The sequence below is a fragment of the Bradyrhizobium sp. 45 genome (genome assembly GCF_023073155.1).
Classification (GTDB): domain Bacteria; phylum Pseudomonadota; class Alphaproteobacteria; order Rhizobiales; family Xanthobacteraceae; genus Bradyrhizobium; species Bradyrhizobium canariense_D.
This window is the reverse complement of record NZ_JADPIX010000109.1, coordinates 1-13,819: the sequence shown is the minus strand read 5'-3', so window position 1 is coordinate 13,819 and position 13,819 is coordinate 1. Positions and strand designations below refer to the sequence as shown.

The 13,819-nt window shown below is 64.2% G+C and carries 15 protein-coding genes; 9 read left to right on the top strand and 6 right to left on the bottom strand.

Annotated features, from left to right (window positions below):
• Positions 1 to 33: 33 nt before the first annotated feature.
• Complete coding sequence (locus IVB42_RS17600) at positions 34 to 852, bottom strand: SDR family NAD(P)-dependent oxidoreductase (RefSeq protein WP_247470678.1); 819 nt, start codon at positions 850 to 852, stop codon at positions 34 to 36.
• 22 nt (positions 853 to 874) lie between these two features.
• On the bottom strand, positions 875 to 1,708 hold the full coding sequence (locus IVB42_RS17595) for a MurR/RpiR family transcriptional regulator (protein WP_018455610.1): 834 nt from the start codon (positions 1,706 to 1,708) through the stop codon (positions 875 to 877).
• A gap of 135 nt (positions 1,709 to 1,843) precedes the next feature.
• Here IVB42_RS17595 and IVB42_RS17590 point away from each other — a divergent pair, with 135 nt between their 5' ends.
• The 7 genes from IVB42_RS17590 to IVB42_RS17560 all read left to right on the top strand — a co-directional run bounded on the left by IVB42_RS17590 (position 1,844) and on the right by IVB42_RS17560 (position 8,761).
• A complete protein-coding gene (locus IVB42_RS17590; protein WP_247361922.1) occupies positions 1,844 to 3,136 on the top strand; it encodes an ABC transporter substrate-binding protein in 1,293 nt (430 codons plus the stop codon).
• A gap of 90 nt (positions 3,137 to 3,226) precedes the next feature.
• The gene (locus tag IVB42_RS17585; protein WP_085351081.1) at positions 3,227 to 4,147 is read left to right on the top strand and encodes a branched-chain amino acid ABC transporter permease; all 921 of its coding nucleotides are present in this window, start codon (positions 3,227 to 3,229) and stop codon (positions 4,145 to 4,147) included.
• A gap of 5 nt (positions 4,148 to 4,152) precedes the next feature.
• Complete coding sequence (locus IVB42_RS17580) at positions 4,153 to 5,196, top strand: branched-chain amino acid ABC transporter permease (protein ID WP_247470675.1); 1,044 nt, start codon at positions 4,153 to 4,155, stop codon at positions 5,194 to 5,196.
• The gene (locus IVB42_RS17575; RefSeq protein WP_247297322.1) at positions 5,193 to 5,936 is read left to right on the top strand and encodes an ABC transporter ATP-binding protein; all 744 of its coding nucleotides are present in this window, start codon (positions 5,193 to 5,195) and stop codon (positions 5,934 to 5,936) included. Before IVB42_RS17580 ends, IVB42_RS17575 begins: the two co-directional genes overlap by 4 nt.
• Positions 5,933 to 6,634: an ABC transporter ATP-binding protein gene (locus IVB42_RS17570; RefSeq protein ID WP_247297324.1), complete on the top strand. Its 702-nt coding sequence runs from the start codon at positions 5,933 to 5,935 to the stop codon at positions 6,632 to 6,634. The genes IVB42_RS17575 and IVB42_RS17570 overlap by 4 nt, the downstream gene beginning before the upstream one ends.
• On the top strand, positions 6,635 to 7,294 hold the full coding sequence (locus tag IVB42_RS17565; protein ID WP_204511621.1) for an ATP-binding cassette domain-containing protein: 660 nt from the start codon (positions 6,635 to 6,637) through the stop codon (positions 7,292 to 7,294).
• Positions 7,295 to 7,324: 30 nt separating this feature from the next.
• A complete protein-coding gene (locus tag IVB42_RS17560) occupies positions 7,325 to 8,761 on the top strand; it encodes an NAD-dependent succinate-semialdehyde dehydrogenase (protein ID WP_247297326.1) in 1,437 nt (478 codons plus the stop codon).
• A gap of 18 nt (positions 8,762 to 8,779) precedes the next feature.
• Here IVB42_RS17560 and IVB42_RS17555 read toward each other — a convergent pair whose 3' ends face one another.
• The 3 genes from IVB42_RS17555 to IVB42_RS17545 all read right to left on the bottom strand — a co-directional run bounded on the left by IVB42_RS17555 (position 8,780) and on the right by IVB42_RS17545 (position 11,494).
• Positions 8,780 to 10,138, bottom strand: coding sequence for a caspase family protein (locus tag IVB42_RS17555; RefSeq protein WP_247470672.1), 1,359 nt, complete (start codon positions 10,136 to 10,138; stop codon positions 8,780 to 8,782).
• 110 nt (positions 10,139 to 10,248) lie between these two features.
• Positions 10,249 to 10,887, bottom strand: coding sequence for a glutathione binding-like protein (locus IVB42_RS17550; protein ID WP_247297330.1), 639 nt, complete (start codon positions 10,885 to 10,887; stop codon positions 10,249 to 10,251).
• Between the two features lie 13 nt (positions 10,888 to 10,900).
• A complete protein-coding gene (locus tag IVB42_RS17545; RefSeq protein ID WP_018455620.1) occupies positions 10,901 to 11,494 on the bottom strand; it encodes a cysteine hydrolase family protein in 594 nt (197 codons plus the stop codon).
• A gap of 132 nt (positions 11,495 to 11,626) precedes the next feature.
• Between IVB42_RS17545 and IVB42_RS17540 the strand changes: the two genes are divergently transcribed.
• Both IVB42_RS17540 and lepB read left to right on the top strand, forming a co-directional pair.
• Positions 11,627 to 12,460 (top strand): LysR family transcriptional regulator, encoded by an 834-nt coding sequence (locus IVB42_RS17540; protein WP_018455621.1) that lies wholly within the window; start codon positions 11,627 to 11,629, stop codon positions 12,458 to 12,460.
• A gap of 109 nt (positions 12,461 to 12,569) precedes the next feature.
• Positions 12,570 to 13,316 (top strand): signal peptidase I, encoded by a 747-nt coding sequence (gene lepB / locus IVB42_RS17535; protein ID WP_247470669.1) that lies wholly within the window; start codon positions 12,570 to 12,572, stop codon positions 13,314 to 13,316.
• Positions 13,317 to 13,431: 115 nt separating this feature from the next.
• On the opposite strand, the gene IVB42_RS17530 is transcribed toward lepB, so the two are convergent.
• Positions 13,432 to 13,819 (bottom strand): TCP-1/cpn60 chaperonin family protein (locus tag IVB42_RS17530; RefSeq protein WP_275974740.1); only part of this gene is annotated, 388 nt, incomplete at its 5' end.

Below are 13,819 nucleotides of genomic sequence, written 5' to 3'. Positions count from 1 at the left end.
CGGCCCTTTTCTGTTTCGCTTCGCGCGTGCGTTTTAGCCCGGCCAGCACTGCCCGCCGCCGTCGATCCGCAGCACCTGACCGGAAACGAAGGCGCCCATGGGCCCTGCGAAGAATTCGACAACGCGCGCGACCTCGTCGACGGTTGCGATCCGGTCGAGCGTGCCGGTCTCGACCATTCTGTCGGGGTCGACTGCACGCGTTCCGAGGAAGCGGCCGGTGCGGGTATCTCCGGGCGCGATGCAGTTGACGGCGACGTCGTAGGGGCGGAGCTGGTCGGCCAGGCATCGCGTGTAATGGGTCACGCCGGCCTTCGAGACCGCATAGATCGAGCCTTGGGTACGTCCCTTGAAAGCGGCGACGGAGCCAAGCGTCACGATGCGGCCTCGTCGGCGCTCCATCATGCCGCGCGCGACCGCCTGGCATGTCAGGATGGTGGAGAGCAGATTGCGCTCCAGCACCGCGCGCACGTCGGCCTCCTTGATATTCACCGCATCGTTCGGATCGGGCTTGCCGCCGCCGGCCGCGATATCGCCCCCGGCATTGTGCACGAGAATGTCGATCGGGCCGAGTGCCGCTTCGGTCTCCGCGATGACGCGTGCGATGTCCTCGCCCTTGGTGAGATCGCCGAGCACGCGCTGGCTGCGAACGCCGCGGCCGATCTCGACGGCGACCGCGGTGAGGGTGGTGCCCTCGCCATACTCGGCCGGCCCGTTCTCGCGCATGCCGTGGATGGCGACGTCAGCGCCGAGCGCGGCAAGCTTCTCTGCAAAAGCGCGGCCGAGCCCGCGCCCCGCGCCGGTCACCAGTGCAACTTTGCCTGCCAGAAGCTTGTTGGTGTCATGCGATGTCATGATCTTGTTCCTGTTGTGAATGTCAGTCTGCGGCGAGGTCGAGGCCGATCGCCAACGCCTGCACGAGGCACATCGGTGCGACAAGCGTACGCAGCGCGGGCTCAGGCATGTCCTGGATCTCGAACACGACGCTCGCGCCCTCGACGATCGGGCTCAAAAGGCTGTCGGTGATGGAAATCGTGGGCACGCCCCGCGCGACGAGTTCGGGAAACAAGCGCGCCGTATCCGGATAGTAATTTCGGAAGCTGATCGCGACCAGCGCGTCGTCTGATGTCGCCGCGTGCGACTGCTCGTGGATGCTGCCGCCAAGGCCGTCGAGCAGGACGACGCGCCGTCCGAGCTTGCGCAGCACGTAGGCGAGGTGGATCGCAACCGGGAACGAGCCGCCCAGGCCGAGCAGATAGATGTCACGTGCCTTGGCAAGGATCGCGGTTGCGGCGTCGAGTTCGCGCGCATGGACGGATTGGCTGAGCGTGACCAGCGATGATTGCGCTTCGGACACGAAACGCGACAAGACCGCGGCCGGCTGGCGGCCGAGCACTGACTTCTCCTGGCTCTTCATGCGGGCGAGGCGCGCCTTGTAGCTTGGCGCGACGCCGGCGACGAGACGGGAGCGGAACACCTGCTGCATCTCGGTGAAGCCGCCGAACCCGAGCGCATGCGCGAAGCGAACGATCGCCGACGGCGGCACCCCTGAGCGCTGCGCCACCTCCGCCACGGTGCCGAGTGCGACATCGGTCGGGTGATCGAGCACGAACTCCGCGATCTGCTGCAGCCGGCCGGACAGTGCCCGGTGCCGCTGCGCGATCGCGCCGCGCAGTTCGTCATAAGTCATGGCGCCAGCCGCCTTGTTCATCGAGTCGGATCTCCGGATCGGCCGCCTGTTTAACGGCATTTCACCATTTGGATCAAATATTCTACTTTACATAATATATGGAATGAATATTCTAATCCCACAAGAAGCAAAAGACTTCGGAAACGGGAGGACACGATGAGAGGGCGTCAGATCTCACGGCGAAGCGTTCTGAAGGGCAGCTTGATGGCGAGCGTCATCGGCGGCGCCGGCAGCTTCTTTGGGCCGTGGAGGCAGAATCATGCCTGGGCGCAAGGCGCGAAACCGATCAAGCTGGGCCTGACGTGCGATGCCAGCGGTCAATACGGCAACAGCGGCCAGGATGATTTCCGCGGCATCAAGATGGCGATCGACGAGATCAACGCCAAAGGTGGCGTACTTGGGCGCCAGGTCACTTTCATCACGGCGGACACCGAGACGACGCCAGCTACGGGCAGCCGCGTCGCGGAACGTTTCATCACTCGCGAGGACTGCACCATCCTGATCGGCGCGCTGCATTCGGGCGTCGCCAACGCCATCACACAGGTCGCCAGCAAATATGGTGTGATCTACATGAACACCAATTCCTCCGCGCCCAGCGAAGCCGGGGAGAACTGCTCGCGCGTGAAATTCGTATGGGACGGCAACGGCACCAATTTTTCCAAGGCGTCGGTCAAGAACGCGGTGGACTCCATCGGCAAGAACTGGATGCTGCTGACCAACGACTATGTCTGGGGTCACACGACGTCTGCCGCGACCAGGACGCAGGTCGAGAGCGCCGGTGGCAAGATCCTCGACAATCTGCTGGTGCCGCAGAACACGCGCGACTTTACTGCCTATCTGCTGAAGATCCAGCAGGCCAAGCCCGATGTTGTGGCGACCGCCGTTGGCGGCGACGATATCAAGGCATTGCGCGAGCAGGTGGCGCAGCTCAAGCTCGACGGCAAGCCGGCCTGGATCAACAACCAGCAGGACTGGCCCGACGTATGGGGTGCGCCTGACAGCCTGTTCGGCGTGTTCGGCACCACTTGGTATCACAAGCTGCCGCTGCCCGGCGTCGCCGAATTCGTCAAGAAGTGGCAGGCCGCCAACAAGGACGGCCCGATCCCGGTGCCGGGCAACGTCTCCTACAACGGCTACATGTCCACGCGCGAACTGCTCCGTGCGATCGAGCGGGCAGGGTCGACCAACAACGTCAAGATCATCAAGGAGCTCGAGAACCTGAAGGTCTCGGCGACCGATCGCATGCAGCATTTCGACGCCTACATGGATCCGATGACGCACCAGATGCAGCAGACGATCTATCTGGCGCGGCGCAACGCCAAGCCGGTCGACAATGCCGATCTGTTCGAGATCATCAGCTGGACGGAGCCGAAATCGGCCGCCGATGATGCGGCACCCGGCAAGTGCAAGCTCACCCCCTACGAGCAGGTGCCGACCGTCGACTCCTAGAGACGGTGCGTCACATCGCAGAACGAGCGGCGCGCCTCCGGGACCGTCAGCCTCCCGGATGACACATGCCAGTTGCGAGAGCCAAGAACCTTGTTCGACCTTCTTCCGCATCTCCTCAACGGCCTGACGCTCGGCCTGTTGTTCGCGCTGATCGCACTCGGCTTCATGCTCATCGTCGGGCTGATGGAGCAGATCAACCTCGCGCACGGCTCCCTGTTCGCGCTCGGGGCTTATGTCGCCATGCAGCTCACGGGGCCGCGCCCTCCATTGCCGATGGAACTTGCGAAAGCGTGGCTCGCGCTGCCGCTCGGCTGGCGCTATGCGGCGACGTTGATCATTGCTCCCGTGATCGTGAGTCTGGTCGGCATGCTGATCGAGCTCTGCATGCGGCGCACTTACGGCAAGGATCCGCTCTACGGGCTGCTCCTGACCTTCGGCGCCGCGATGGTGATCGAAGAGATGATCCGCCTGGTGTGGGGCACGCGCGACTACGTGCTGCAGGTGCCGTCCGCCATCAACGGCGGCTTCCTGTTCGGCGACCTGATCTGGTCGACCTATCGCTTCTACGCAGCGGGCATCGCGGCCGGGGTCATCGGCCTGGTCTGGCTGTTGATCGAAAAGACCTCGTTCGGTGCGACGGTCAAGGCCGGCGCGCATGACAGCGAGATCGTTCGCGCGCTCGGCATCAACCTGTCGCGGTTGCGGATGCTGGTCTTCGTGTTCGGCACGATGCTGGCCGCGATCGCGGGCATCATCGTCGCGCCGATCTGGGGCATTCGCCCGCATATGGGCGTCGATGCGGTCATTCCTGCGTTCCTGGTGATCGTGCTCGGGGGCGTCGGCAGCTTTTGGGGTGCGGTCGTGGCGGGTCTTTTGGTCGGACTGTGTGTCGGCCTTGCCGGCGCCTACGCGTCCGAATGGTCGCTGTTGTCGATGTACATCTTGCTCGTGGCCGTCGTGACGTTCCGCGCGCGCGGCCTCTGGGGCAAAAAAAGCGTGCTCGAGGCCTAAAGGGAATGATTGTGGGACCAAAATCTTCACCGGACGCTGCGCGCCTCGTGACGCCGACGATGCTGGTGCTCTGGCTCGTGCTTGCAACGGTGCCGCTCTGGATCACGCGGATCGGGCTCTATCCCTATCTCGGGATCGAGATCCTGATCTGGTCGCTCTATGCGCTCGCATTCAACCTGGTGCTGGGCACCGCCGGACTTCCGTCGTTCGGTCATGGTGCCTATTTCGGCATCGGCGCCTACGCGTTCGGTCTCTGTCAGTTCGACATCGTCGCCAATCTCTGGATATGCCTGATTGCCGCGGCCGCGGCGGCAGGTCTCGCCGGCGTGCTGGTGGCGCTGTTCATCTCGCACAGGCGCGGCATCTATTATGCCTTCATGACGATTGCCTTCGGCCAGATCTTCTGGACGTTGGCGATAAAATCGCACCGGATCACCGGCGGCGAAGACGGCCTTCTCAAGATCAAACGGTTGCCGGCCGATTTCGGGCTTGTGTCGTTCGATCTCAACGACAATGTCGCGTTCTACTATTTCGTGCTCGCCGTCTTTGCGGTCGGCACCGCCGCATTGTGGAGGCTGGTGCACTCGCCCTATGGCCGCGTGGTCGCTGCGATCAGGCAGAGCGAAATTCGCGCGAGCCATCTCGGCTATAATGTGTGGCTCTACAAAGTCTCGATCTTTGCGCTGTCGGCCGCCGTCTCGGGGTTTGCCGGCGGATTGTTCGCCATGGCGCAGCTCGCCGCATTCCCCGACGTCATGAGCCTGCATCAATCCGGCTACGTCGTGATGATGACGCTCGTCGGCGGTGGCCTCGTCAGCTTCTGGGGTCCGGTGATTGGCGTATTTCTCTTCCTCACCGCCCGAGACGTGATCGGTGCGCTGACCAATGCCTGGATGCTCTATTTTGGTCTGCTCTTCATCGCCATCGTGCTGTTTCGCCCCGAAGGCATTGCCGGCGCGATATCCGCTGCCGTGCAGCAGCACTCACTCGGCGCCTTACGGCAGCGCGGTACCTCGGCGATGCGGCTGCTGTTCGGGAGCGGGCGATGAACATGATCGAAGCCGCGGCCGTTCATGTCCGCTTCGGCGACCGCGTCGTGCTGGAGAGCGTCGATCTCGCGGTCGCGGAGGGCGAGTTTCACGGTGTGATGGGCCCGAACGGTGCCGGCAAAACCACGTTCTTCAATGTCCTCACCGGCCGGGTGAAACCGAATCGTGGTCGAGTCCTGCTCGCCGGCGAGGATGTCACGGGCCTCAGCCCGCACCGCATCGCCGCCAAGGGCATCGCCCGCTCGTTTCAGATCATGACACTGTTCGACGAATTCTCCGCGCGTGACAACGTCATGATGGGCTTGCCCGAGTTTCGCGCCCGTGGCCACGATGTCGCGCGCGCAGCGGCGGGCGACAGCCGGCTTGCCGCGAAGGCCTCTGAATCGCTGGCGGCAGTCGGGCTTGCCGACAAAGGCGACATCCGCGCCAAGGACCTGTCCTATGGCGACCGGCGCGCGCTGGAGATCGCGGTCGCCCTGGCGCAGGCGCCCCGGGTGGTGTGCCTGGACGAGCCGACCTCCGGCCTCGGCTCCGACGGGGTGCACCGGCTCGCAGCCCTGATTGCTCGCCTGAAGGGGCGGCTGACCATCGTCGCGATCGAGCACGATATGGAGTTCCTGTTCTCGTTGGCTGACCGGATCTCGGTCATCCATTGGGGCCAGGTGGTGGCGCGCGGAACGCCACACGAACTGCAGCAGAACGAATGGGTGCGGCGCTCCAATCTCGGGAAGTTCGCATGATCCTCGAAGTGGACGCGGTCGATACCTTTTACGGCGAGACCCAGGCGCTGTTCGGCGCCTCGCTTGCCATCGAGCACGCCAAGGTGTTTGCGCTGCTCGGCCCTAACGGCGCCGGCAAGACGACCATGCTCCGCTCGATTCTGGGGCTGACGCGTCCGCGCCGCGGCTCCGTTTGTTTCGACGGTCACGACGTCACGCGCGATCCGACCCACGAGATTGCGCGCGCCGGCATCGGCTGGGTACCCGACGACCGCCGGCTGTGTCCGACATTGACGGTTGCGCGCAACCTGTCGATCGCGCAAAAGCGCACGCGCTTTCGCCACTGGAGCGTCAAGGAGGCCGCTGCGATCTTCTCACCGCTCGAATATCTCATGGAGCGCGACTGCGAAAACCTGTCGGGCGGCGAAATGCAGATGGTGGCGATCGCCCGCGCGCTGGTCGGCTCGCCGGGACTGGTGCTGTTCGACGAGCCGAGCCAGGGACTGGCGCCGAAAATCGTCGGCGACGTGCTTGCGACGATCCTGCGCATGAAGGATGAGGGTATTGCCTCGCTGGTCGTGGAGCAGAACGCCGAGATCGCGCTGTCGGTCGCAGACCATGCCGCGGTGATCGATCGCGGCCGGATCGTCTGGACCGGGGAGGCCGCGGCCTTGCGCGATGACCGCGGGCTTCGTCAGCGCTTGCTGGGAGTACAATAAGTGGCCGCACCGCTGCTCGTTCTCGACGACGTTCGAAAGGTCTATACACGGGGCCGCGTGATCCGCCGACCGACATTCACGCTACAGGCAAACCTGTCGCTGGACGAACCTGATATCGTCGGTGTCGTCGGCCCGAATGGCGCCGGCAAGACGACCTTGTTCGAGATGATGACGGGCTCGAACGCCCCGACCTCCGGGCGCGTGCTGGTCGCGGGCACCGATATCCATGGTGTCAAATATCGCGAGCGCGACCGGCTCGCGATCCACTATCACCAATCCTATCAGGTTAGGCGCTTCCGGAAGCGCATTCCGTCCGCCTTCCTGGCGCCGTCGCCAACCCGGACGCCGCTGGTTCACCTGTTCGACGAACCGCAGTTCAACCTGCAGGATGGCTATATCGGCTTCATGCTCGATTTCTTCCGCAAGCTGCGCGACGAGGGGCGGCTGGTCGTTCTCTGCATGCATCCGACGGCGGCCTGGCACCTCGACATCCTTGCCGAGATCGCCGGGCGATTCCTCTTTGTGGCCGGCGGTGGGGTGACACGCATGGCCGATTTCGGCGCTCTGGTCGCCGAGCCACGCTTCCGCTCCTATCTGGGGCCGGAGATGACAAAGGCGGCGGACGCGATTTGTCACCGAGCTATTCCCATCCCGACCTAACGCAGAAAAAAGCGACCACAGGAGAATCCGTTGGCCTATTCGAACACCCAGCTTTTCATTGGCGGCAAATGGCGACCGGCCCATTCGGGCAAGGTGATCGAGGTCCGCAATCCCGCGACTGAAGAGGTGATCGGCACGGTCGCCCATGCCGGACGGTCCGACCTCGACGAGGCACTCGCCGCAGCCAGCGCCGGGTCCAAGATCTGGCGAAACGTTGCTCCCTTCGAGCGCTGCCGCATCATGCGCAAGGCGGCCGCGATCATGCGCGAGCGCAATGACGAGATTGCGCCGCTGCTCACGATGGAACAGGGCAAGACTCTTGGCGAGGCCAAGATGGAGGCGATGGCTGCCGCCGACGTGATCGAGTGGTTTGCGGAGGAAGCCAAACGCGCCTATGGCCGCCTGATCCCTGCGCGTGGGCCGGGCATCTACCAGCTCGCGATCAAGGAGCCGGTCGGCCCGGTTGCGGCGTTCACGCCCTGGAACTTTCCGATCAATCAGGTCGTGCGCAAGCTCTCCGCCGCACTCGGCGCCGGCTGCTCGATCATCGTCAAGGCCCCGGAGGAGACGCCGGCCTCGCCCGCACAGCTGATCCGCGCGTTTGCGGACGCTGGCGTGCCCGATGGCGTCATCAACCTTGTATACGGTATTCCCTCGGAGATCTCGGAATATCTCATTCCGCATCCGGTGATCCGCAAGATCTCGTTCACGGGCTCGACCCATGTCGGCAAGCAGCTCAATGCGCTCGCGGGCCTGCACATGAAGCGTGCCACCATGGAGCTCGGCGGTCATGCGCCGGCGATCGTTTTCAAGGACGCCGACGTCGCATCGGCCGCGAAAATTCTGGCGGCGGCAAAATATCGCAATGCCGGGCAGGTTTGCATCTCGCCGACGCGGATGCTGGTCCAGGATGACGTGTTCCGTGAATTCGTCGACACATTTGTCGACAGCGCCAAGTCGTTCAAGGTCGGCAACGGCCTCGATCCCGACTCCAAAATGGGCTCGCTCGCCAATCCGCGCCGCGTCACCGCCATTGAGGGCATGGTGCAGGATGCCGTCGGCAAGGGTGCAAAGCTCGAGACCGGCGGTAAACGCGTCGGCAACAAGGGCCATTTCTTCGAGCCGACCGTAGTGAGCGACGTGCCGAAGGATGCGCGCGCCATGAACGAGGAGCCGTTCGGCCCGCTCGCGCTGATTTCGCGCTTCTCATCCTTCGACGAAGTTGTCGAGGAGGCCAACCGCTTGCCGTTCGGGCTGGCGTCCTACGCCTTCACAAGCTCGACCAAGACGGCGGCCGCGATCGGTTCGGCCGTCGAAGCCGGCATGATGTCGATCAACAGTTTTGGTCTGGCGCTGCCCGAAGTGCCGTTCGGCGGCATCAAGGATTCCGGCTACGGCTCGGAGGGCGGCACCGAGGCGATGGAGGGTTATTTCAACACCAAGTTCATCAGCCAGACGGGCGTGTGACCGGCCGGGAATGCGCAGCTAGCGTTTGACGAAAACCAGATTGCAGGCCCGCGCCTCGTTGCGCTTGCCGGTGCCGCGGGTGCGATCGAACTGCGCATCGACGGTAAAGGCGTAGGGCGAGCCGGGCGCGAGATTGTTCAGCGTGTACGCGCTCGCTCCCGTCGTGCCGCGCGCGCTCAAGGTGGTCTTGCCGTCCGCCGGGATCTGGCCGTCGATCTCGAGCCGGTTGATGTTGTTGCCCGGACCCTGCGCCTCGGCATGAAGCACGCCGTTCGTGACGGTGGCGACCAGAGGTCTGGTGAAGCCCTGCGCCTTGCCGGTGGCCAAGCAGTTCAACGTCACGTCCCAGCTGCCGTCAAAATCCTTGCTTCCGCCGCTCCGGCCGTTGCCTGGCGGCGCGAGCGCCACCTTCTGCTTCAGCCCCTCGATCCGAGCTTTGGCGAGCGTGGCGAAGATGCAATTCGGGAATCTCGCGAGGTGATCCTCGAAAGCGCCCAGCGTGCCGATGCCGTCGGCAGCCTTCCAGTGTGCTTCTGCTGCTGCGCAAGGGTCAGCCCGGGGCGCGGCTTGTGGCGCCGCCGGCGCCACCGTGACCGACACCGGTCCGTTCAGGTAGAACTTGCCGATGATCGACAGCGACAGCTCCGGGAGTTGGGTCTTGCCGCTGGAATCGTAGACGTCGCTGCTGATGTCGCGAAAGACTTCGCCGATCTCCTGCGGCTCCTCGATGTGCTTCAGGAACGCCGTCGTATAGGGGCTGTTGCGGCCGCTGCCATCGGCCGCCGTCTGCCCGGACTGGGTTGAGAACGACACGATCGTGCCGCGCGGTGCTTCGACTTTCGACAGGCCCCGCCCGATCGAGGCGCCGCGCGTCATGCCGGCGGAGCGTTTCAAGGTTTCGGCCAGCGGATTGTCGCGGCAGGAATCGAGGATGAGGATGCGCAGGTTCTTGGCCTGCTGCAGGTCGTTCACGATGTCGTCCACCCGCAGGAAGCGCTTCAGGTCGGCTTCGTCGCTCAGCACGGCATCGACAGGCATCAGATAGTTCACGCCGTTGTACTGCATCGCATGGCCGCTGTAGTAGAACATGGCGACGTCGGCTTTGCTCGCGGCGCGCGCGAAGCGGATGGTGAGGTCCTGCATGTCAGCTTGGCGCAGGTCGATGCCCTGGAGCACCTCGAAGCCGCTGCGCTTGAGCGAGGCGGCGACGTCTTCGGCATCGTGCGACGGGTTGGGAAGCTGCGCCGTACTGGCATAGGCGCCATTGCCGATCACCAGGGCGACGCGGGTTTCCGCCGATGCCGGCGCAACGGAAAGCCAGCAGACCAGGAGGGCAAGGCAAAGTCCGGCCGGGCAAAATCTGGAAAGAGCACGCATGAATGCCTTCCAAGGAAATGTCGAAAAATATCCCTCCAGATTAGCGCATGCCGCGCCGACATCAATGCCCTGCCGGAGCACCGCTCAGATTTCCCGGCCGTGACATCCTGTCACGCCGGGCTCGCCGCCATCGTCATGCGGACGGCCATTTCGGTCGCAATCGCGTCCCGCACGGCCGGTCGCGCCTGCATGCGCGCGAGATAGGCCGACAACGATGGCCATTGCGCGACGTCGATTCCCGCGGGACGGAGCAACAGCAAAGCCCAGGTGAGATGGGCATCCGCGACGGTGAAGCTGTCGCCGACGAGGAATTCGCGGTCCGTCAGATGCGCGGCAGGCATCGATAATGTCTGCGCTATTCTTGCACGCGGCTTGGCGAGCGAGGCGTCGTCCTTGTACCAGAAGGTTGGAAACAGGAACGCCTTGTGGATCTCGGCCCCGACGAAACTGAGCCATTCCTGGAGCCGATACCGGTCGGGATTTCCGAAGGCGGGTGCAAGGCCCGCCTGCGGCTTTAGGTCGGCGATGTATTGCAGCACCGCGGCGCTTTCGGTCAGCCGTTCGCCATTCTCCAGCACCAGGACCGGCACCGCGCCCTTTGGGGAAACGCCGAGGAAATCGCTGCCGTCGTCCACGACCTGCTTGGTCTGGAGATGGACCGGATGATAGCGGGCCTCGATGCCCGCTTCCATCAGCGCGATGCGGCTCGCAAGCGAGCAGGCCATCGGTGAGAAATAGAGTTGCAGCATCGCCTACGCTCCTTCAGGTCAACGTCTCGGTTTGTGCGATGATCGCAAACCGGTCCGACAATTCGGCCAGGGCGACCTCGTGGATGATCCTTGCGGAGAGCGCTCCGCCGCGGCCGTCGGGAAGATCGCGTGTGGCGCAGGCATCGGCTGCGATCGTCGTGCGCAGGCCGAGGTCGAGCGCGGCGCGGGTGGTCGAGCTGATGCACATATGGGTCATGAAACCGGCCAGCACGATGTTCGTGCGTCCGGTTGCGGCCAGCCGGACTTGCAGGTCGGTGCCGGCAAAAGCGTTCGGCAGCGCTTTTTCGATCACGGCTTCGCTGGCGAGCGGCGCCACGTTCCTGACGATCGCGCCGCGCGCGGCTTCGCGGTCGAACAGGCTGCCGGCACGTCCCTTGTGCGCGATATGGAAGATCGCAGCGCCGCTCGCCCTCGCGCGGGCGAGCAGGCGCGCGGCGGCGGCGATTGCGGGCTCCGCGTCCGGCAAGGCGAGCGGCCCGGCGCAATATTCGTTCTGGATGTCGATTAGCACGAGGCAGGAATCGGCGAGCCTGGGCGGAGTGAGATCGGCGCCGGACAATTCAAGCAGGGTTTTTGGGGCGGTCATGCGGGTCGGGCCTTCCTAAGGCATATCGGATGGCGCCACAGTAGCGCGGCGGCGGCCTGCCAATGTGCAGGACTATTGCAGCATATGGCTGCAAATTTGCAGGAGCCCGTCGTGCCTGCTAGGCTCATCGCCATGAACTGGGACGATCTGCGCATCATCGCCGCGGTCAGGGACGAGGGCACCTATGCCGGCGCCAGCGCGCGGCTGCGCATCGACGAGACCACCGTCGGCCGCAGGCTCGCGCGCATCCAGCGCGATCTCGGCGTGCCGCTGTTCGATGCGGTGGACGGCCAGCGCCGGCCGACGCGGAGTTGCGAGGCGGTGCTGGCGCATGTCGAGGCGATGGCCGCACATGCCGCCGAGATCGGTCGCGTCGGCGAGAGTCTTGCAGGCCCGGTGGGACGCCTGCGTATCGCCTCCACCAACACGGTTGCCGAGGAGGTTCTGTCGCCGCGCGCGAGCGACTTCCTGCGCGCCAATTCCGGCCTGACGCTGCAATTCCTCACCTCGAGCGAGAACGTCAAGTTCTCGCGCTGGGAAGCCGATCTCGCTATCCGGCTGCGCAAGCCCGACAAGGGCGACTTCGCGATCTCCAGGCTCGGTGACGTCAAGCTCTATTATTTTGAGCCTGTCACGACCGAAGGCGAGCCGGTGCTGTGCGCCTATCCGGACGAACTCGGTGCCATTCCCGAGATGCAATTCCTGCGTATGAAGCAAGCCCACGCGCGCTGCGTTACCGACAACGTTCGCGTCATCCGTAACCTGATCCGCGCGCATCAGGCCGCCGGCGTGTTGCCGGAGCATGTCTGCGCGGACTTACTCGGCGATCGCCGCCTGCGCGCCACGCTGCTGCCTGGGCGCCGCGACGTCTGGCTGCTGGTGCAGAACCATCTCAAGCGCGATCCGGCGACGCGGCTCACCATCGAATGGATCCGCCGCTGCTTCAGCGATCTCGCGCGCGGTTGATTGCGACCCGTGAACGCGATCCGCGCGCGGCGCGACCAAGTTATGGGATTGCGTACGCGCGAGGGTTGCGTAATCTCGCGACGACTACGGGCTTGATCAGGGCAGGCGCATGACCACTCTTCAGGAAACCATCCACCCGCAGGCCAAAGTGCGGGAATGGAAGGCGATCGTCATCCTGATCCTCCTGATTCCGGTGCTGTGGTCGCCGCCGTTCCTGTTTCGCATCTTCCTGTTTCAGCCGTTCAACATCCCTTCCGGCTCGATGACGCCGACGCTGGTCGTCGGCGACTACGTCTTTGCTGCAAAATATGCCTATGGCTATGGCCGTTATTCGTTTCCCTTCGCGCCGTCGTGGATCTCCGGGCGTTTCCGGGCCACCGATCCCGAGTATGGTGACGTCGTCGTGTTCCGGACGCCAAAGGACACCGCGGTCGACTATGTCAAGCGCGTGGTCGGGCTGCCCAGTGATCGCATCCAGATGCGGCAGGGCCAACTCATCCTCAATGACCGCCCGGTGACGCGCGTCGCTCTGAAGCAGGCATTCGCCGGCTCCACCTGCGGCGTGGATGACGGTGCGAAGGCCAAGCGCTGGCGCGAGACGCTGCCGAACGGCGCGTCCTACGTGACGCAGGACTGTGTCGACAACGGCTACTACGACAACACCGACGTCTACACCGTGCCGCCGGGCCATTTCTTCGTGCTCGGCGACAATCGCGACAACTCGAGTGACAGCCTCGTGATGTCGTCGATCGGATTCGTGCCGATGGACAATCTGGTCGGCAAGGTGACGCGGATATTCTGGTCGCTCGACCAGCACGGCGAACCGCACATGGAGCGGCTGGGGAAGGTGTGGTGAAGCCCCACTGTCATTCCGGGCTCCGCGCTGCTCCGGGATGGGACCACCGAAGAAAAACAAAACCCCGGCATCGCTGCCGGGGTTTCGCATTTTGTCGTTTGCCGGAATGGCTGGATCAGAAATCCATGCCGCCCATGCCGCCGCCCGGGGGCATCGCCGGACCGGAGCCGCCCTTCTTGGGCAACTCGGCGACCATGGCTTCCGTGGTGATCAAGAGCGCCGCAACCGAGGCTGCGTTCTGGATCGCGGTACGGACCACCTTGGTCGGGTCGATGATGCCCTTCTTGACGAGGTCAACATATTCGCCGGTCTGGGAGTCGAAGCCGTAGGCGTACGACTTGTTCTCAAGGACCTTGCCGACGATCACGGAGCCATCTTCACCGGCGTTGATCGCGATCTGGCGAGCGGGCGCGGAGAGCGCCTTGCGCACGATCTCGACGCCGGTCTTCTGGTCGTCGTTCTTGGTGCGCAGGCCCTTGAGCTGCTCGGAGGCACGGAGCAGG

Coding starts and splice junctions, on each gene's coding strand:
- IVB42_RS17600 (WP_247470678.1), bottom strand. CDS start 852: ATGACATCGCATGACACCAACAAGCTTCTGGCAGGCAAAGTTGCACTG.
- IVB42_RS17595 (WP_018455610.1), bottom strand. CDS start 1,708: ATGAACAAGGCGGCTGGCGCCATGACTTATGACGAACTGCGCGGCGCG.
- IVB42_RS17590 (WP_247361922.1), top strand. CDS start 1,844: ATGAGAGGGCGTCAGATCTCACGGCGAAGCGTTCTGAAGGGCAGCTTG.
- IVB42_RS17580 (WP_247470675.1), top strand. CDS start 4,153: ATGATTGTGGGACCAAAATCTTCACCGGACGCTGCGCGCCTCGTGACG.
- IVB42_RS17575 (WP_247297322.1), top strand. CDS start 5,193: ATGAACATGATCGAAGCCGCGGCCGTTCATGTCCGCTTCGGCGACCGC.
- IVB42_RS17570 (WP_247297324.1), top strand. CDS start 5,933: ATGATCCTCGAAGTGGACGCGGTCGATACCTTTTACGGCGAGACCCAG.
- IVB42_RS17555 (WP_247470672.1), bottom strand. CDS start 10,138: ATGCGTGCTCTTTCCAGATTTTGCCCGGCCGGACTTTGCCTTGCCCTC.
- IVB42_RS17550 (WP_247297330.1), bottom strand. CDS start 10,887: ATGCTGCAACTCTATTTCTCACCGATGGCCTGCTCGCTTGCGAGCCGC.
- IVB42_RS17545 (WP_018455620.1), bottom strand. CDS start 11,494: ATGACCGCCCCAAAAACCCTGCTTGAATTGTCCGGCGCCGATCTCACT.
- IVB42_RS17540 (WP_018455621.1), top strand. CDS start 11,627: ATGAACTGGGACGATCTGCGCATCATCGCCGCGGTCAGGGACGAGGGC.
- lepB (WP_247470669.1), top strand. CDS start 12,570: ATGACCACTCTTCAGGAAACCATCCACCCGCAGGCCAAAGTGCGGGAA.